This is a genomic window from Rhizobium phaseoli, from assembly GCF_003985125.1.
GTDB lineage: Bacteria > Pseudomonadota > Alphaproteobacteria > Rhizobiales > Rhizobiaceae > Rhizobium > Rhizobium phaseoli.
This window is the reverse complement of sequence record NZ_ML133570.1, coordinates 173922-191850: the sequence shown is the minus strand read 5'-3', so window position 1 is coordinate 191850 and position 17929 is coordinate 173922. Positions and strand designations below refer to the sequence as shown.

The 17929-nt window shown below is 61.8% G+C and carries 13 protein-coding genes and 1 tRNA gene; 7 read left to right on the top strand and 7 right to left on the bottom strand.

The features are described 5' to 3' along the window. Window positions 1–81 precede the first annotated feature (81 nt). The 4 genes from EFD56_RS12780 to cpdR1 all read right to left on the bottom strand — a co-directional run bounded on the left by EFD56_RS12780 (window position 82) and on the right by cpdR1 (window position 2724). Window positions 82–1125: a porin gene (locus EFD56_RS12780; RefSeq protein ID WP_126905438.1), complete on the bottom strand. Its 1044-nt coding sequence runs from the start codon at window positions 1123–1125 to the stop codon at window positions 82–84. Between the two features lie 694 nt (window positions 1126–1819). Then, entirely contained in the window at window positions 1820–2101 is a 282-nt protein-coding gene (locus EFD56_RS12775; RefSeq protein ID WP_080711960.1) for a hypothetical protein, read from the bottom strand. A 101-nt stretch (window positions 2102–2202) separates the two neighbouring features. Then, a tRNA-Val gene (locus EFD56_RS12770) sits at window positions 2203–2277 on the bottom strand. A gap of 84 nt (window positions 2278–2361) precedes the next feature. Then, window positions 2362–2724 (bottom strand): response regulator CpdR1, encoded by a 363-nt coding sequence (gene cpdR1 / locus EFD56_RS12765; RefSeq protein ID WP_003542883.1) that lies wholly within the window; start codon window positions 2722–2724, stop codon window positions 2362–2364. Window positions 2725–2912: 188 nt separating this feature from the next. Between cpdR1 and EFD56_RS12760 the strand changes: the two genes are divergently transcribed. Beyond that, complete coding sequence (locus EFD56_RS12760; RefSeq protein ID WP_010009312.1) at window positions 2913–3794, top strand: N-formylglutamate amidohydrolase; 882 nt, start codon at window positions 2913–2915, stop codon at window positions 3792–3794. A 282-nt stretch (window positions 3795–4076) separates the two neighbouring features. Continuing rightward, window positions 4077–4850: a histidinol-phosphatase gene (hisN, locus tag EFD56_RS12755; RefSeq protein ID WP_004677817.1), complete on the top strand. Its 774-nt coding sequence runs from the start codon at window positions 4077–4079 to the stop codon at window positions 4848–4850. Between the two features lie 62 nt (window positions 4851–4912). On the opposite strand, the gene EFD56_RS12750 is transcribed toward hisN, so the two are convergent. Further along, window positions 4913–5887 (bottom strand): alpha/beta fold hydrolase, encoded by a 975-nt coding sequence (locus tag EFD56_RS12750; RefSeq protein ID WP_126905437.1) that lies wholly within the window; start codon window positions 5885–5887, stop codon window positions 4913–4915. Between the two features lie 421 nt (window positions 5888–6308). Here EFD56_RS12750 and EFD56_RS12745 point away from each other — a divergent pair, with 421 nt between their 5' ends. Beyond that, window positions 6309–6779, top strand: coding sequence for an Hsp20 family protein (locus tag EFD56_RS12745; RefSeq protein WP_126905436.1), 471 nt, complete (start codon window positions 6309–6311; stop codon window positions 6777–6779). 76 nt (window positions 6780–6855) lie between these two features. Here EFD56_RS12745 and EFD56_RS12740 read toward each other — a convergent pair whose 3' ends face one another. Beyond that, entirely contained in the window at window positions 6856–7863 is a 1008-nt protein-coding gene (locus tag EFD56_RS12740; RefSeq protein ID WP_126905435.1) for a bile acid:sodium symporter family protein, read from the bottom strand. A gap of 94 nt (window positions 7864–7957) precedes the next feature. Between EFD56_RS12740 and EFD56_RS12735 the strand changes: the two genes are divergently transcribed. Beyond that, the gene (locus EFD56_RS12735) at window positions 7958–8812 is read left to right on the top strand and encodes a LysR family transcriptional regulator (RefSeq protein ID WP_126905434.1); all 855 of its coding nucleotides are present in this window, start codon (window positions 7958–7960) and stop codon (window positions 8810–8812) included. 45 nt (window positions 8813–8857) lie between these two features. Here the strand turns inward: EFD56_RS12735 and EFD56_RS12730 are convergent, their stop codons facing one another. Further along, on the bottom strand, window positions 8858–9910 hold the full coding sequence (locus tag EFD56_RS12730; RefSeq protein WP_126905433.1) for a threonine aldolase family protein: 1053 nt from the start codon (window positions 9908–9910) through the stop codon (window positions 8858–8860). Window positions 9911–10450: 540 nt separating this feature from the next. Between EFD56_RS12730 and gltB the strand changes: the two genes are divergently transcribed. The 3 genes from gltB (at window position 10451) to EFD56_RS12715 (ending at window position 17826) form a co-directional block, all read left to right on the top strand. Further along, complete coding sequence (gene gltB / locus EFD56_RS12725; protein ID WP_206513414.1) at window positions 10451–15175, top strand: glutamate synthase large subunit; 4725 nt, start codon at window positions 10451–10453, stop codon at window positions 15173–15175. A 226-nt stretch (window positions 15176–15401) separates the two neighbouring features. Continuing rightward, complete coding sequence (locus EFD56_RS12720) at window positions 15402–16856, top strand: glutamate synthase subunit beta (protein WP_097541222.1); 1455 nt, start codon at window positions 15402–15404, stop codon at window positions 16854–16856. Between the two features lie 337 nt (window positions 16857–17193). Then, a complete protein-coding gene (locus tag EFD56_RS12715; protein ID WP_037141303.1) occupies window positions 17194–17826 on the top strand; it encodes a hypothetical protein in 633 nt (210 codons plus the stop codon). Window positions 17827–17929 lie beyond the last annotated feature (103 nt).

Genomic DNA, 17929 nt, shown 5'->3' with positions numbered 1-17929 from the left:
AGTCCAGACCCATTCTTTCCCGATCGGAGGTCAGTCGGATCAGGAATTTGCGGCTGCCGGACGAGCCGGCAGCCCTTTTTATTAGAATGCGCGCTGCAGGCGGAAGTAGCCCGAGGTGACGTCTTCAGCATTGTCCGGATCGAGGTACTGAACCGAAACCTTAGCCGAAAGGTTGTCGACGATCTGGTAGTCGATCGTTACGCCGGCCTTCCAGGCGTCAACGTCGTCGTTGAACTCGCCAGCAGTGACGCCGTAGTTGTTGTAGTACTGAACAGCCGGGGTGATCTTCAGCTTGTCAGTCGCCTTGATGGCGTATTCAGCAGCGATCGCCCATTCGGCCTTGTTGTAGTAGGCGTTCGGGTTGGATGCGTAGACGACTGCGAGGCCGAGCGTGCCCGGGCCGACGGCAACCGTACCCATAGCGCGGACGGCGCCTTCTTCGTTGTCGGTGTCGTAACCAGCCGTGATCTGGTAGCTGAAGGCACCGGCCTTGCCGCCGAGACCAATGGCAACGCCGACGTTGTTGGCGGTTTCGCCGTTGTAGAACGGGCTGTCTTCCAGCTCGTCGACGCTGATGCCAGCGTAGAAGGCGTCGGTTTCGTACTGATAACGCAGCGAGTTATGCAGCGTGACCGGAGAACCGATATCGTCGGTTTCGCCCGAGAGGCCATCGTCCCACCAGCTGTAGAACAGACCAGCGCGGAAGCCGGCGATGTCGAGGTAAGCAGAGTCGAGCTGGGCCTTCTGGGCCGAAGCGTTGTCAGCATTGAACTGCATGACGATGACGCCGGTCAGCGGACCGTACTCGGTGTCGCTCTTGGCGGTGAACTGAACCTGGCCGCGCGTACGGGCGTCCCAATCGGAATCGTTGGGAACAGAACCGCCGCCGCCGGCGCCGATCGAGCTGGCGTTCGGGGCAACGTCAACCTGGAAACGGATGTAGCCGTTGATCTTGAGGCAGGTTTCGGTGCCGGGGATGTAGAAGTAGCCGGTGCCGTAAGCGTCGCAGACGCGAACGTATTCAACCGGTTCCGGCTCGGCAGCAACGATAGCGTCAGCCGCCTGAGCGCCGGATACTACTGCGAGAGCAGCAGCGGAGCCGAGAAGAAGGCTCTTGATGTTCATGGAATAACCTCCAGTTCAGATGGGAGAGGATGAAGACCGTTGCCATCGGCAGTCCCTACGGATCTTCACCCCGTGTGAGCGAAGCGGCACCTTTTTGACCAGGTGCCTGCCTCGCCGCGGTAGTTACATGGGGGATGTTGCGCCGCAATAACGATCTCGATCATGACAGCAGGCCGGTGTTGCTATGTTGCTGAAACAACACGCGTTTTGTCATCTGTTCGTCACAAACTCGACACCTCCTGATGCTTGATCAACGAGGAGCTTGAAAACGCTAATGCAAGTGACGGGCGTGTGAGCATATCCTCATATACTGTCGCGCCGTCGCTGTGATCTGCGCGAAATCCGGGGATGGCGCATAAGTTACTGCGATGAGCATGATCGGAGCGTGGCAAGCGACACTGGGACCGCGGCGCTTTCGTTATCTGCCTTTTTATCTTTTTGCCGTGGGTGCGGAAGCTACCGGGAGAGCGGAGTGGCGACGACCAGTCCGGGGCACTTGCGGGAGGCGTAATGACCCGGGGGCGCCGGGAAGTGTCTCAGGCGTGGAGGCAGCCGTGGCAAAGGCCGGCAAGGCGAGGACGGCGGCAACAAGGGCCGCGGGTGCCGAGACGAAAAAACTCCTACCCACTGTCTGCGCGGCGAACCCGCCGTTTGCTGGAAGGTCAGCGGCGGCGAACGCCTGTGCCCAAGAAATTTACTCCAGGGTGGCTTCCTTGCGGGCAACATTGCCGCTCACATCGATGTCACTGCCCAACATCGCACTGCCGGTCAGGTCGACACCGTAGTCCAGGAGGTTCTGACGCGTCAGGTGAAGCACAATCCGGCCGGCCTGCTCGACCGGCCTGCCACGCATATGGGAGACGACGTACTCGGCCGTGACGGGGTAGCGTCCCTCAGGAAGGCTGATACCCTTTGCAAGGGAAATCTTGTCGTTGGAAACCACAAGAGTTTTGCGTCGTTTGATGACCTGGGCCAAGTCTGAAACTCCTACTGGGGGCAGGTGTATCACACCCGCAAGCCGCGATGTAAAAAGGCCTCTCGATTTCTCGAAAGGCCTTCTAGCTCAAGCAATCTGGATGGTGGGCGTGACAGGGATTGAACCTGTGACCCCTACGATGTCAACGTAGTGCTCTCCCGCTGAGCTACACGCCCATCCGATGGCGGCGCATAGATCACAAAACCTTTGGAGCCGTCAATAGGCTTTTTTCAGTTTTGTGACGTGCCGCCCGGCAAGCCTTATGCGGCAAGCATTTTGTTGACCTCGTCGACGAGGTCGCGCAGGTGGAAGGGCTTGGAAAGGACCTTGGCATCCTTCGGCGCCTTCGAATCAGGGTTGAGCGCCACAGCGGCAAAACCGGTGATGAACATCACCTTCAGGTCGGGATCGAGTTCGGTGGCGCGGCGCGCCAGTTCGATGCCGTCCATCTCGGGCATGACGATATCGGTCAGCAGCAGGGAAAACGGCTCCTCGCGCAGCCGGTCATAGGCGCTGGCGCCGTTATCATAAGAAAGGACCTTGTAACCGGCCTTTTCCAGCGCTTTCACCAAGAAGCGGCGCATGTCGTTGTCGTCTTCGGCGAGAAGTATCTTCTGAGTCATCAATCCAGACCGCTGATCAATAGGTTTTGGGTGGGCTGCCAGCCGTTTACACTAGTCGTTGCCCGGTAAACAACCGGTGAATTGCCTGTGCGTGATTGCCATCCCTCCTACATAGTATGGACTTGAGGCCGGGCAACTGGCAACATGGCCGAAGCAGTCAGTTCATGACATGGTAAAGAGGGCCGAAAGTGCCGGAAATCCGCGAATACGAGCTTTTTGAAGTCCATGAGCCCGTGTCGCAGACCATTCCCTTCGTCTACAACTCCCCCCATAGCGGCCGCATTTATCCACCGGAATTCATCGCCCAGTCGAGGCTCGAAGGCATCGCCATCCGCCGTTCCGAGGATCACTACGTCGATGAGCTCTTCGGTTCGGCCGTCACCCTCGGCGCGCCGCTTCTCGCGGCCAACTTTCCGCGCGCCTATCTCGACGTCAACCGCGAACCCTACGAGCTTGATCCCAGGATGTTCGACGGGCTGCTGCCGCCCTATGCCAATGTCAATTCGCTGAGGGTTGCCGGCGGGCTCGGCACCATTCCGCGCATCGTCGCCGAGAACATGGAGATCTATGCGCGGCGCCTGCCGGTGCAGGAGGGGCTGGATCGGGTGGAGGCGGTCTACAAGCCTTACCATGCGGCGCTGCGCCGGCTGATCGCCCGCACCCATGTGCAGTTCGGCTTCGGCGTGCTGATCGATTGCCACTCGATGCCCGGCAATGTACGCGTTGCCGGCTGCACCGGCCGGCCCGATTTTATCATCGGCGATCGCTACGGCACCAGCGCTTCGGCCGAGCTTTCGCGCGCCGCCATCGCCATCCTCGAGGAAATGGGCTTTGCGGCGATCCGCAACAAGCCCTATGCCGGCGGTTTCATCACCGAACATTACGGCCGCCCCTCCCGCGGCCTGCATGCATTGCAGATCGAGGTCAACCGGGCGATCTATGTCGACGAAGTGACGCTGGAGAAGCGCGAGGATTTTGCCGCGGTGGCCGACGCCGTGACGGCCTTCATGCAGCAGATGGCGGATTACGTCGAAAAGTTCGCCGGGGACCGGGCGCTGGCCGCCGAATAAGCTCTCTGTCAAATTGGGATTTTTAAATGGCCGCCGTCTTTCGCAAGGGCCAAAAAAGAACCGCGCTTGTCAGCGCGGCTAAGTCTAGGGAGGAAACACCCAAGGAGGGTATTTACAGTCAGAAGACTGTACCGAAGACGCTACTATTGCATTGCACAAATGTCAAGCAATATATTGCGCTGCGATATCTTTGGGCAGTACGTCCGAAATTGCCCGCTGCGTTTGCATTCCCGCCACGTTTCGCTATGAAAGCCCCGTTCCCGCCAGCCAAAGGGTGCCACCATGCTTCCTGACCGTTCGTTCTTCAATCGTCTGGCGGAGGCCGCCCGCGCCGAGACGCTGCCGCGCTTCCGCTCCGGCCTCGATGTCACCAACAAGCTTTCCTCGGGATTCGATCCGGTAACGGAAGGCGACCGGGCGGCCGAGCTCGCCATCCGGGCGCTGATCGAGGAACATTTCCCCGATCACGGGATTCTCGGCGAGGAGCACGGCAATGTCGGGCTTGACCGGGACCATGTCTGGGTGATCGATCCGATCGACGGAACCCGCGCCTTCATCGCGGGTGTACCGGTCTGGGGAACGCTGATCGGTCTGCAGAAGAAGGGCCGGGCGATCATGGGGATGATCGAACAGCCTTTTACCGGCGAGCGCTATTTCGCCGACGAAAACGGTTCGATCTACAGCGGGCCGGAGGGCGAACGGCGGCTGGTGACGCGCCGGTGCGACAGGCTTTCGGACGCCATCCTGTTCACCACCTCGCCGCATCTCTTCGGCGGCGCGGAGATGGAAAAATACCGGGAGATCGAGAGCCAGGTGCGGCTCTTCCGTTACGGCTGCGACTGCTATGCCTATGCACTGCTTGCTGCCGGCCATGTCGATCTCGTCATCGAGAACGGCCTCAAGCCCTATGATGTCGGCGGCATCATTCCCGTCATCGAGGGCGCGGGCGGCATCATCACCACCTGGGACGGCGGCCGGCCGGAAAATGGCGGCTCGATCATCGCCGCCGGCAGCCGGGCGGTCTATGAGCAGGCGATGGCCGTGCTGCAACGCTAATCCCTTGACCGGCCATCCCCCGGTCAGCTTGGTCAATCCCCCGATCGGTTCCTGATCCGGGCTCACGTGCCGAGGGCGGCCACATCCTGGTTCTCCTCGGCATCGCTGCCGGGAATGAAGGCATGGAAGGCCGCCAGCGCCGCAGCGCGGTAGATATCCCGTTCCTGAAAGATTTCATGGCGGGCGCCGTTGATCGGCACGAGCTGACCGGCGCGGAAATAGCGCGAGAGCCGCTCTTGTGCGGTATAGGGAACGACGCCGTCACGCGTCGGGGCGATCACGATGGTCGGGATGGTGATCGAAAAGAGATGGTTGGGTGAGGTGACCCGATCCATGGTGCGGAACGCCTCGGTGAGCCAGCGGGCGGTCGGCGGACCGAGCGTCAGCTCCGGATGAGCCTTCATCATTGCGACATTGCGGTCGAAGCGGTGCTCGTCCGAAGTCAGCGGGTTGTCGCTGAAATCAGGCTCCTTCAATTTCGAGGTCAATGGCAGGAAACCAAGGCCGAGAGCAGTCAGCGTGCCGGCAAGGATACGGATGACGCGTGGCGAGGCTGCCTGGCCGGTCAGGCCGATGAAGGGGGCGGACAGCACCATGCGGTCGATGCGGGTGGTCAGATAAGGCGCGGCCGACAGCGCGATCAGCCCACCGGTGGAATGGGCGAGCAGGTAGAAAGGCAGGCGTGTATCCGGCAGCACCACCTTTTCGAGGAAGGTGTCGAGATCGTGCTCATAATCGGCAAAGCGGCGGATGTGACCGTGATTGCGGCGCTTCATCAGCCGCGGCGAACCGCCCTGGCCGCGCAGATCGAAGGTCGCGACCCAGAGGCCTTTCGCTGTCAGGTCGCGGATCGTTTCGAAATACTTCTCGATATATTCGTTGCGGCCATGGAGAATGACCACGGTGCCCTTGGCGACCTGGCCGCCGGAGCGAAAGACGGCGTAACGCAGCTGGTGGCCGTCATGGGTTTCAAAATACCCTTCCGTGCGGTTTTCCGGGGCGGGATTGTCGGGCGTCGAATAGAGAACCTGATCCATGACTTTGCCAATGCGCCGCTGCTGACTGCTTCTCCATCAGGGATAGCGCATGGCTCCCGGCTTGGAAAGCGGCGGCTCCGCAAAGCGGCGGGAGAAAAGGGCCGGCAGGAGCATGAGGGTGCCCGCAGCCGGCCTAAGTTGAGGCTGAAGAAGAAGGGACGATGCACTTCAGCCGTCGGGACCAGATTTACCCGACGCTGCAATCTCTAGGCGCATGCGTCTGAATGCGTACCGAACCGGTCGTTCATGCGGGGTTCACGGGCCGTTCAAGGCGATTTCGAAAGGGTCTTGAACTCCGCAAATCCCATCACCATCTCCTTGCTGCGGGTGCCAAGAAGGGCCCGCGCACCGTCCCGGGGCCGCCAAACATGGGGTTTCAGGGACAATTTATCGCAACACGTCGCTTCCACAGGAGGACATCATGCGTCACGTAGACTTCTCTCCCCTTTATCGCTCGACGGTCGGTTTCGACCGGCTGTTCACCATGCTCGACAGTCTTGCCCAGCCGGAGCAGGCGCAGACCTACCCGCCCTATAATATCGAGCGCACCGGTGAAAACACCTATCGCATCACCATGGCAGTTGCCGGTTTCGACGAGACCGAACTTTCGATCGAAGCCCATGCCCATGTGCTGTCCGTGAAGGGCGAAAAGAACGAGGACACCGCCGAAGGCGGCGAATTCCTCTACCGCGGCATTGCCAAGCGCGCCTTCGAGCGCCGCTTCCAGCTTGCCGACCATGTCGAGGTGACCGCCGCTTCGCTGAAGAACGGCCTGCTGCACATCGACCTTCTGCGCAATATTCCCGAGGCCATGAAGCCCCGCAAGATCGCGATTGCCGCAGAGCCGGTCGAGGTTCCGAAGGCCATCGAGGCGCAGGTCGTCAACAGCTGATCATCATCCTGTTTGGGTAGATGGACGGCGCTCCGCTTGGGGCGCCGTTTTTTATTGCCGCTCGCTTTATTGCTGTTCAGGCCGGGCTGGCGGCGTCCTTGATCTGCTGGTCGGTTGCGCGGCGGGCCGCTGCGGCGGCATATTTCTGGGCGATGACGGCGCAGACCATCAGCTGGATCTGGTGGAAGAGCATCAGCGGAAGCACGATCGCGCCGATCGATTGGCCGGCAAATATGACGTTTGCCATCGGCACGCCGCTTGCGAGACTTTTCTTGGAACCGCAGAAGGTGATGGTGATCTCGTCGCCCTTGCCGAAGCCGAGCCGGCGGCTGCCGAACATCGTCAGCACCAGCACTATCCCCAGAAGTACGGTGTCGGCGACGACGACGACGGCGATATCCGCGACTGAGAAGGTATGCCAGAGGCCCTCGACGACTGCCTTCGAGAAGGCGAGATAGACGACCATCAGGATCGAGCCGCGGTCGACGGGCATCAGAATCTTCTTCCTCCTGGCGCGAATCCAGTCGCCGATCCAGGGCTGCAGGATCTGGCCGACGATGAAGGGGGCAAGCAGTTGCAGCAGGATCTGCTGAAGCGCGTCGAGGGAGAAGCCGCCATGGCCGCCGACGGAAAAGAGCAGGCCGACGAGCAGCGGCGTCAGAAACATGCCGAAAATATTCGAGGCGGAGGCCGAGCAGATGGCGGCAGGCACGTTGCCGCCTGCCATCGAGGTGAAGGCGATGGATGACTGCACCGTCGACGGCAGCACGCAGAGGAAGAGAATGCCGAGATAGAGCGGCTGCGGCAGGATCGTATCCGGGATGAAGCCGAGCGCCAGGCCAAGCAGCGGGAAGATGCCGAAGGTCGTCAGCAGGATGACGAGATGCAGGCGCCAGTGCAGCAGGCCTGCTATGACGACATCACGCGAGAGGCGGGCGCCGTGCAGGAAGAACAGGGCGGCGATGGCGAGATCGGTGGCGATGCCGAAATAAGCCGCGAAGGTGCCGCTTGCCGGAAACAGCGAGGCGAGGATGACGGTGCAGACAAGCAAGCTGGTGAAGGTATCGGGCAGAAAGCGGCGCATGGGCGGTCTCGCGGCAAAACAGGATTGGTTATTGTTCTGTCGTCCATTATGATCCAGGATACAAGAAATAACAGTTATCAAGAAGCTGGATTTCATGCTGGACCTTTCGCAATTGCGCAGTTTCGTCGCCGTCGAACAGATGGGCAGTTTCACACTCGCCGCGGAAAGGCTGGGTCTCGGGCAATCGACGGTCAGTCAGCATATTCAGCGGCTGGAGGCGACGCTCGGTCGCAAGCTTTTGGCGCGCGACACGCACAAGGTCATGCTGACCGGCGATGGCGAAGCGCTGCTGACGCATGCGCGCGCCATGCTGTCGATCGAGGGGCAGGTGCAGTCGCTGTTTAAGAGCAACAGCCTGCGCGGCAGCCTGCGGCTCGGCGTCTCGGAGGATTTCGTTACCAGCAAGTTGCCGGCGGCACTGGAGGATTTCGTTCGGTCGCATCCGTCCGTCGACCTGGAATTAACCGTGGCGCTTTCCGGCGTCCTTTACGAGATGCAGGACAATGGCGACATCGATCTGGTGCTTGCCAAGCGTCGGCTCGGTGATGCGCGCGGCAAGCTCGTCTATCGCGAGCCGCTGGTCTGGCTGGCGCGCGATCCCGAACGCGTGCTCGCCTCCGGCCCGCTGCCGCTGATCGCCTTCCCGCCGCCGAGCGTGACGCGGGCGATCGCCCTGGAGGCGCTCGGGCGCAACGGCGTGTCGTGGCGGATCGTTTGTACCTGCGGCAGCCTCAGCGGGCTGACGGCGGCGGCGCGGGCCGGGATGGGTGTGCTGGTGCAGCCGCGCAGTATGGCGCCATCGGGGCTGAAAGAGATCGCCGCAGGAAAATTGCCGGCGCTGGAGGACGTGGAATTCGTACTCGTGCCGCGCAAGGGCGCCGACCAGGCGCTGGTCGCCGCCCTTTCGGACGATATTCTGCAAAAGGTCAGGGGGCTGAGGTCGGCGTGAGCCATCGTCGGCACCGGGAGCCGGCCCGGCGGCGGGCTCGGCCGATCAGGCGGCCAGGCACTTCAGGAAACCATCCACGTCTGCTTCCGTGGTCGCAAAGCTGGTGACGAGACGGATCAGGGTTTCGCCGTCGGCGACGAGTTCGGGCATTGCCGCAGGCACCGGCCATGCGTAGAATTTTGCCCCCCTTTCCTCGGCGGTTTTTGCCGCGCTTTTGCTGATGACGGCAAAGACTTCGTTTGACGCGGTCGGCCAGGCGAGCCGGGCGGCGTTGCTGGCGCCGATGCCGGCGCGCAAGCGGTCGGACATGCCATTGGAATGGCGAGCGAGGTCGAGCCAGAGGCCGTTTTCGAAATAGGCGTCGAACTGGGCGGCGATGAAACGCGACTTGGAGAAGAGCTGGGCGGCGCGCTTGCGGATGAAGGGCATTTCGCGCGCCCGCTCCGGATCGAAGAAGACGATCGCCTCGGCGCACCAGCAGCCGTTCTTGGTGCCGCCGAAAGAGAGCATGTCGACGCCGCGCTTCCAGGTCATTTCGGCCGGGGTGGCGCCGAGCGCAATCAAGGCATTGGCGAAGCGGGCGCCGTCCATGTGGAGCGGCAGGTTGCGCTTTCTTGATATGGCGGCGATCTCGCCGATCTCCGGCAGGGAATAGACGGTGCCGATCTCGGTTGCCTGAGTGATGGTGACGGCGCTGGCACGGCCGTGACGGAGGGCGTCCTCCGGAAAGTTTGCGATCTTCGCCGAAAGCTTGGCGGGATCGATCTTGCCGGCTTCGCCGTCTACGGGGACGAGGCGGGCGGAACCGGAGAAGAATTCTGGCGCACCGCATTCATCCTCGATCACATGCGCCTCGGAATGGCAGAAAGTAATGCCGCCGGGGCGCTGGACGCTTGCCAGAGACAAGGAATTGGCGGCGGTGCCGGTGGCGACGAAGAAGACGGAAACCTCACGCTCGAAGATCTCGCAGAAACGGGTCTCGATCTTTGTGTCGAGATCGCCAGCGCCATAGGCCGGGGCAAAACCGGCCGATTCCGCCAGCAGGCGTTCGGCAATGGATCTGTGGGCGCCGGCCCAATTGTCGGATGCAAAGAACATAGCGGAGCCCGTGGGGAGTGAAACAGGTTGGGAGGTTCGCAGCGGACATTACGTCAATCCTTTACGGGATCAAGGCTCTTGCCGGCAATCCATGACGAAAACTGAACGGCGCAATCAATAAATAAAATGTCCCGCGCTGGCGTAATTTTATTTCGTGATTGCGACTGATTTGGTAATCTTCCTTCGCAAAATGACGATTTTTGGTGCGGCGCTCTTGCGAAGCCAAATGCTTTCTGGCATAGAGCAGGTGAATTAGGACAGTGTTGCTGTCCTATTTTGGCCATTGCGGCCGAAGAGGCGCCGAAAGCCCTGGAACAGGCGGGCTTTCACGCTATAGTTCTTCCGAGCGCCAAGCCCCAGGACGGGCGGCGCGCGGAGGCGAATGGCAGGCGCGGAACGCGACGGTTTGCTTTCCCTAAAAGCAGATGTCTGCGGCGATCTTCACAATGCAACAGCGCTGTCATGCGCCGACCCTATCTTCAGGTTGCGGCGCATGACGAAAAGCCGCTCGCGGCACCGTGGGCTTCGACAGGAGGAAAGATGATGACGAAGACGCCATCCATGGAATTTGACCGGTTTGCTGCTGCCGAGGCGCGCGCGACGGCCAATATTTCCAAATCCGCCTCCGGCCTGCCGAAGAAGCAGGGCCTCTACGATCCCCGCAACGAGCATGATGCCTGCGGCGTCGGCTTTGTCGCGCATATGAAGGGCGAGAAGTCGCACCAGATCGTCAAGGACGGCTTGTTCATTCTTGAGAACCTGACGCACCGCGGCGCCGTCGGCGCCGATCCGCTGATGGGCGACGGCGCCGGCATCCTGGTGCAGATCCCCGACCGCTTCTTCCGCGAGGAGATGGCCGGGCAGGGGATCACGTTGCCGCCGGCCGGCGAATATGGCGTCGGCCATATCTTCATGCCGCGCGATGAAAAGCAGATCGAGCACTTCAAGAAGGTGATCAAGGACGTCATCGAAGAGGAAGGCCAGGTCCTGATCGGCTTCCGCGACGTGCCGGTCGATAATTCCTCGCTCTCCAAGGCGCCGGCAATTGCTGCCACCGAGCCGCATCATGTGCAGGTCTTTATCGGTGCTGGCGAGGATGCCGAGAACAACGACGAATTCGAGCGCCGGCTGTTTACGCTCCGCAAGGTGATCTCCAACCGCATCTATGACGAGTTCGACGGCGAGGAGAGCAATTTCTATCCGGTGTCGCTGTCGTCGGCGACCGTGGTCTACAAGGGCATGTTCCTGGCCTATCAGGTCGGCGCCTATTATAAGGACCTGTCGGACCCGCGGTTCGAGAGCGCGGTCGCCCTCGTGCACCAGCGTTTCTCGACCAACACCTTCCCATCGTGGAAACTCGCCCATCCCTATCGCATGGTCGCCCATAACGGTGAGATCAACACGCTGCGCGGCAACGTCAACTGGATGGCGGCGCGCCAGGCGTCGGTTTCCTCGCCGCTGTTCGGCGAAGACATCTCCAAGCTCTGGCCGATTTCCTACGAGGGACAGTCGGACACGGCCTGCTTCGACAATGCGCTCGAATTCCTAGTGCGCGGCGGCTATTCGCTGGCGCATGCGGTGATGATGCTGATCCCGGAAGCCTGGGCGGGCAACCAGTCGATGGCGGCCGAACGCAAGGCCTTCTACGAATATCATGCCGCATTGATGGAGCCGTGGGACGGGCCGGCTGCCGTCGCCTTCACCGACGGCAAGCAGATCGGCGCGACGCTCGATCGCAACGGCCTGCGGCCGGCGCGCTACCTCGTGACCGATGACGACCGTGTCATCATGGCGTCCGAAGCCGGCGTGCTGCCGGTTCCGGAGGAAAAGATCATCCAGAAGTGGCGCCTGCAGCCGGGCAAGATGCTGCTGATCGACATGGAGGAAGGCCGCATCATCTCCGACGACGAGGTGAAGTCGCAGCTTGCGACGGCACATCCCTATCGCAGCTGGCTCGACCGCACCCAGCTCATCCTCGAAGAGCTGAAGCCGGTGGAGCCGCGGGCGCTGCGCCGCGACGTGTCGCTGCTCGACCGCCAGCAGGCCTTCGGCTACACGCTCGAGGACACCCGCATCCTGATGTCGCCGATGGCGACGACAGGTCAGGAAGCGATCGGCTCGATGGGCACCGATACGCCGATCTCGGCGATGTCGGAAAAGCCGAAGCTGCTTTACACCTATTTCAAGCAGAACTTCGCGCAGGTGACGAACCCGCCGATCGACCCGATCCGCGAAGAGCTCGTCATGAGCCTTGTCTCCTTCATCGGCCCGCGCCCGAACATTCTCGACCATGAAGGCATGGCGAATGCCAAGCGCCTCGAAGTGCGTCAGCCGATCCTAACCAATGGCGACCTCGAGAAGATCCGCTCGATCGGCCATACGGAAGACCGGTTCGACACCAAGACGCTCGATTTCACCTATGATATCGAGCGGGGTGCTGCCGGCATGCCCGAAATGCTCGACCGGCTTTGCGAGCGCGCCGAGGCAGCCGTCAAGGGCGGCTACAACATCATCGTGCTCTCCGACCGTCAGATCGGACCTGATAGAATCGCCATTCCCGCGCTGCTCGCCACGGCTGCCGTGCATCATCACCTGATCCGCAAGGGGCTTCGCACCTCGGTCGGCCTCGTCGTCGAGACCGGCGAGCCGCGCGAAGTGCATCATTTCTGCCTGCTCGCCGGCTACGGCGCCGAGGCGATCAACCCCTATCTCGCCTTCGACACGCTGCTCGACATGCATGCCAAGGGGGAGTTTCCCAAGGAAGTGGACGCCTCGGAAGTCGTCTACCGCTACATCAAGGCGGTCGGCAAAGGCATCCTCAAGGTCATGTCGAAGATGGGCATCTCGACCTATCAGTCCTATTGCGGTGCGCAGATTTTCGATGCGATCGGTCTGTCGTCGGAACTGGTCGACAAGTACTTCTTCGGCACCGCGACGATGATCGAAGGTATCGGCCTCGAGGCGATCGCCGAAGAGACCGTCGCTCGCCACAACGCTGCCTTCGGCAAGGATCCGCTGCTTGCGACGACGCTCGATATCGGCGGCGAATATGCCTATCGCATGCGCGGCGAAAGCCATGCCTGGACGCCGGATGCGGTGGCAGCGCTTCAGCATGCCGTGCGCGGCAATGCCGAGGATCGCTACCGCGAATTCGCCGAGATGGTGAACATCACGGCCCTGCGCATGAACACGATCCGCGGGCTCTTCAATATCAAGAGCGCCGAGTCGCTCGGCCGTAAGCCGGTGTCGATCGACGCGGTCGAGCCGGCGGCCGATATCGTTAAGCGGTTCTCGACGGGCGCGATGTCCTTCGGCTCGATTTCCCGGGAGGCGCATACGACGTTGGCGATCGCCATGAACCGGATCGGCGGCAAGTCGAACACCGGCGAGGGCGGCGAGGAATCCGACCGCTACATGCCGCTCTCCGATGGCTCGAGCAATCCTGAACGTTCGGCGATCAAGCAGATCGCGTCGGGCCGCTTCGGCGTCACCACCGAATATCTGGTCAACGCCGACGTGCTGCAGATCAAGGTGGCGCAGGGCGCCAAGCCCGGCGAAGGCGGCCAGCTGCCCGGTCACAAGGTCGATGCGACGGTCGCCAAGACCCGTCACTCGACGCCGGGCGTCGGCCTGATCTCGCCGCCGCCGCATCACGACATCTATTCGATCGAGGATCTGGCGCAGCTGATCTACGATCTGAAGAACGTCAACCCGACGTCGGATGTCTCGGTCAAGCTCGTCTCCGAAGTCGGCGTCGGCACGGTTGCCGCCGGCGTCGCCAAGGCGCGCGCCGACCATATCACGGTGGCCGGCTTTGACGGCGGCACGGGTGCATCGCCGCTGACCTCGCTCAAACATGCCGGCAGCCCGTGGGAAATCGGCCTTGCCGAAACCCAGCAGACGCTGGTGCTGAACGGCCTGCGTTCGCGTGTTGCGCTGCAGGTGGACGGCGGTCTGAAGACCGGCCGCGACGTCATCATCGGGGCGCTGCTCGGCGCCGACGAGTTCGGCTTCGCTACCGCGCCGCTGATCGCGGCCGGCTGCATCATGATGCGCAAGTGCCATCTCAACACCTGTCCGGTCGGTGTGGCGACGCAGGATCCGGTGCTGCGCAAGCGTTTCAAGGGCACGCCGGAGCACGTCATCAACTACTTCTTCTTCGTTGCCAACGAAGTGCGCGAAATCCTCGCTTCGCTCGGGTTCACCCGGCTCGACGAGATCATCGGCGCCTCGGAGCTGCTGGAGAAGGACGAGATGCTGGCGCATTGGAAGGCCAAGGGGCTCGACTTCAGCCGCATCTTCCATAAGGTCGATGCTGCCAAGGAAGAGACCTTCTGGACGAGCCGGCAGCAGCATCCGATCGACGATATTCTCGACCGTGCGCTGATTGCGCAGGCCGAGCCGGCGCTGACCGACAAGACGCCCGTCGCCTTCGAGGTCGACATCAAGAATGTCGACCGTTCGGCAGGCGCGATGCTGTCCGGCGAGGTCGCCAAGCGTTATCGCCACCGCGGGCTGAAGGAAGATACGATCAATGTCACGCTGCGCGGCACGGCGGGTCAGAGCTTCGGCGCCTTCCTGGCGCGTGGAGTCACCTTCAACCTGATCGGCGACGGCAACGACTATGTCGGCAAGGGACTTTCGGGCGGCAAGATCATCATCCGGCCGCCGGAAAATTCGCGGATCGTCGCCGAAAACTCGATCATCGTCGGTAACACCGTGCTTTATGGCGCAACCGAGGGCGAATGTTACTTCCGCGGCGTGGCGGGCGAACGTTTCGCCGTCCGCAACTCGGGAGCGATCGCCATCGTCGAGGGTGTCGGCGACCATGGGTGCGAATATATGACTGGCGGTGTCGTCGTCGTGCTCGGCGCCACCGGCCGCAACTTCGCGGCCGGCATGTCCGGCGGCGTCGCCTATGTGCTCGATGAAGCCGGCGATTTTGCCAGCCGCTGCAACATGGCGATGGTCGAACTCGAGCCGGTGCCCGAGGAGGACGACATGCTGGAGAAGCTGCATCATCACGGCGGCGATCTCATGCACAAGGGACGCGTCGACGTCTCGGGCGACATGACCCGCCATGACGAGGAGCGCCTTTACCAGCTGATCTCCAATCATCTGCACTATACGGGCTCGTCCCGCGCCAAGCAGATCCTCGATCACTGGGCCGACTACCGTCCGAAGTTCCGCAAGGTCATGCCGGTCGAATACCGCCGTGCGCTTGAGGAAATGGAGCGCAGCCGGATGGGCATCGCCGCCGAGTGATTTGCACCGGGATATTCGCCACTGGCTGATTGCGGGTGGCGAATATCGGAAACGTCTCGATGATCCGTGACGATCATGCCGACGGCCGATGGCCGTCGAGATCGACCGGAAGTTTCAGGGGATATGTTCCAATGACGGTCAAGAGAAGCAACCCGCCCGGAATGCCGGGGCTGACGACAGACAATTGGCCGCGGATGAGGCGGTCATGAGGGTAAGGGACGAAGAGATGGGTAAGGTAACAGGGTTTCTGGAAATCGACCGGCAGGTGGCGAAGTACCAGCCGGCGTCGGATCGTATCCGCCATTTCCGCGAATTCACGATTCCGATGTCGGATCCGGAAGTGCAGAAGCAGGCCGCGCGCTGCATGGACTGTGGCATCCCCTATTGCCACGGCCCCACCGGCTGCCCGGTGCACAACCAGATTCCCGACTGGAACGACCTCGTCTACAACAACAACTGGGAAGCGGCGATCCAGAACCTGCATTCGACCAACAACTTCCCGGAGTTCACCGGCCGCGTCTGCCCGGCGCCTTGCGAGGAAGCCTGCACGCTGAATCTCGAAGATGCGCCTGTTGCCATCAAGACGGTCGAGCAGGCGATTGCGGACAAGGCCTATGAACTCGGCTTCATCCGGCCGCAGCCGGCCACCGTCCATACCGGCAAGAAGGTCGCGGTCATCGGCTCCGGTCCGGCGGGCATGGCGGCGGCCCAACAGCTCGGCCGCGCTGGCCACGAGGTGCATGTCTATGAGCGTGAGACCAAGCCGGGCGGCTTGCTGCGTTACGGCATTCCCGATTTCAAGATGGAGAAGAACTTCATTGACCGCCGCGTCGAGCAGATGAAAGGCGAGGGCGTCACCTTCCATTGCGGCGTCAATGTCGGCGTCGACGTCAAGGTCGAGCAGCTGCTCGCCGATCATGACGCTGTGCTCTATTGCGGCGGCTCCGAGACCCCGCGTGAGGCTGGCATTCCGGGCATTGACCTTGCCGGCGTGCATGATGCCATGCCCTATCTGGTGCAGCAGAACCGCCGCGTCGGGCGCGAGAACATCGACAGCGTCGGCTGGCCGTCGGATCCGATCCTGGCCGGCGCCAAACATGTCGTCGTCGTCGGTGGCGGCGATACGGCATCGGACTGTGTCGGCACGGCGTTCCGCCAGGGCGCCGTCAAGGTCACCCAGCTCGACATCCGGCCGCAGCCGCCGGAGAAGGAAGACAAGCTCGCCGTCTGGCCTTTCTGGGCGACGAAGATGCGCACCTCCTCCTCGCAGGCCGAGGGCGCCGTACGCGAATTCCAGGTGGCGACACTCGAATTCATCGGCGAAGACGGTGTGCTGACAGGCGTCAAATGCTGTGAGGTCGATGAGCGCCGGCGGCCGGTTGCGGGCACGGAATTCGTCATCCGAGCCGATCTCGCCTTCATCGCCATCGGTTTCCGCGGCCCGTTCACGACAAGCGTGCTGAAGGAGCTCGAGGGCAAGCTGACGCTCAATACTGATAAGCGCGGCTCGACCAACGTCGTCGCCAACGACCGGGACTACAAGACCTCGATCGACAAGTTCTGGACGGCGGGCGACGTGCGCCGCGGCCAGTCGCTGGTGGTCTGGGCGATCCGCGAAGGCCGCCAGGCTGCCCGCGCCATCGACGAGGCTTTGATGGGCTCGACCGTGTTGCCGAACTGACGGTCGGCTCACCCAGACTCAGGAAGAGACGAACTCCGCCTGTGAACTGACCCCCGAAGGTTGTTGCCCAACTTTCGTGGGTCAGTTCACAGGCGGAATTTTTTATGGAGTCGCGTCCAGAACGGCGCTTTGTTGCCGGTGCGACCGCTTGACGCGCCGGGCTTCCCCGCAAGCCTCGAGCAATGCCCGCACATGAAGCTTGCGGCGGACGCGGGCTCAGGAGGAGCCGGCGGCGACCGGAGCGGAGGTGCCCCGCCGTTTCGGCCAAGGCATTTCACCATCGGCCGCGGCACTGGGGGATATTGACCGCCGCGAATGATCGACAAGGATCTTTCAAATGGTTTCCGCGCTTGACAGCACACGGATGGTTTCGGCCCAATATGCCCTGAAGAACCTCCGCAATTCCGACGACGACTCGCAGGATACGCAAAGTTCGTCGGCGGCCAGTATCCTGAGCAGCTACGGGCTCGATCCGAGCTCCGCATCGCTTCTTTCCAACCAGGCGCTGTCGGGACTGCTCGACACGCTTTCATCCCAGAGCGACACGACTGAAGAAACCGATGCGACGGGTGACCGCGCGGATATCACCAGCGCCTCCTTCATGGCGATGCTGAAGCAGCAGTTGCAGGAAGCCGCCGCCGCAGAGGGCGAGAGCGGCAAGGCTCATAATATGCTGGCGGCGCTGGAAGCAGGCACGCTCACCATTTCCGATCCGACGCAAGGCGTGTCGGTCGCTGCCTGGGACGTCGACGATCCCGATGAGGCAGACACAGAAAGCAAGGCCGGCAAGGCGATCGACGTCAGCGGCTGGAGCGATTTCCTGAATGCACATCTGGAGCGTGGCTCCGATGGCGCCTTCGTCAAGGAAAACGGCAGCTATGTCGACCAGACGACCGACAGCAATGCCTTCTTCGGCCTGATCGGTTCGAACTATTATTATCTGAGCTGGCCGCAGGCGGCGGCAAAGTGAAGGCAATAAAGGCGGCTCGAACAGGATGATTTTAGGCCCGGTCGGCCTAAAATCTGAATCCTGTTCTAAATTAAAGAGTTAGAGCATGATGTCGCCCGAAAAC

Excerpts from the sequence above, each read along its gene's own strand:
- EFD56_RS12780 (WP_126905438.1), bottom strand. The coding sequence starts at position 1,125 with ATGAACATCAAGAGCCTTCTTCTCGGCTCCGCTGCTGCTCTCGCAGTA.
- cpdR1 (WP_003542883.1), bottom strand. The coding sequence starts at position 2,724 with ATGACTCAGAAGATACTTCTCGCCGAAGACGACAACGACATGCGCCGC.
- hisN (WP_004677817.1), top strand. The coding sequence starts at position 4,077 with ATGCTTCCTGACCGTTCGTTCTTCAATCGTCTGGCGGAGGCCGCCCGC.
- EFD56_RS12750 (WP_126905437.1), bottom strand. The coding sequence starts at position 5,887 with ATGGATCAGGTTCTCTATTCGACGCCCGACAATCCCGCCCCGGAAAAC.
- EFD56_RS12745 (WP_126905436.1), top strand. The coding sequence starts at position 6,309 with ATGCGTCACGTAGACTTCTCTCCCCTTTATCGCTCGACGGTCGGTTTC.
- EFD56_RS12740 (WP_126905435.1), bottom strand. The coding sequence starts at position 7,863 with ATGCGCCGCTTTCTGCCCGATACCTTCACCAGCTTGCTTGTCTGCACC.
- EFD56_RS12735 (WP_126905434.1), top strand. The coding sequence starts at position 7,958 with ATGCTGGACCTTTCGCAATTGCGCAGTTTCGTCGCCGTCGAACAGATG.
- EFD56_RS12730 (WP_126905433.1), bottom strand. The coding sequence starts at position 9,910 with ATGTTCTTTGCATCCGACAATTGGGCCGGCGCCCACAGATCCATTGCC.
- gltB (WP_206513414.1), top strand. The coding sequence starts at position 10,451 with ATGATGACGAAGACGCCATCCATGGAATTTGACCGGTTTGCTGCTGCC.
- EFD56_RS12720 (WP_097541222.1), top strand. The coding sequence starts at position 15,402 with ATGGGTAAGGTAACAGGGTTTCTGGAAATCGACCGGCAGGTGGCGAAG.
- EFD56_RS12715 (WP_037141303.1), top strand. The coding sequence starts at position 17,194 with ATGGTTTCCGCGCTTGACAGCACACGGATGGTTTCGGCCCAATATGCC.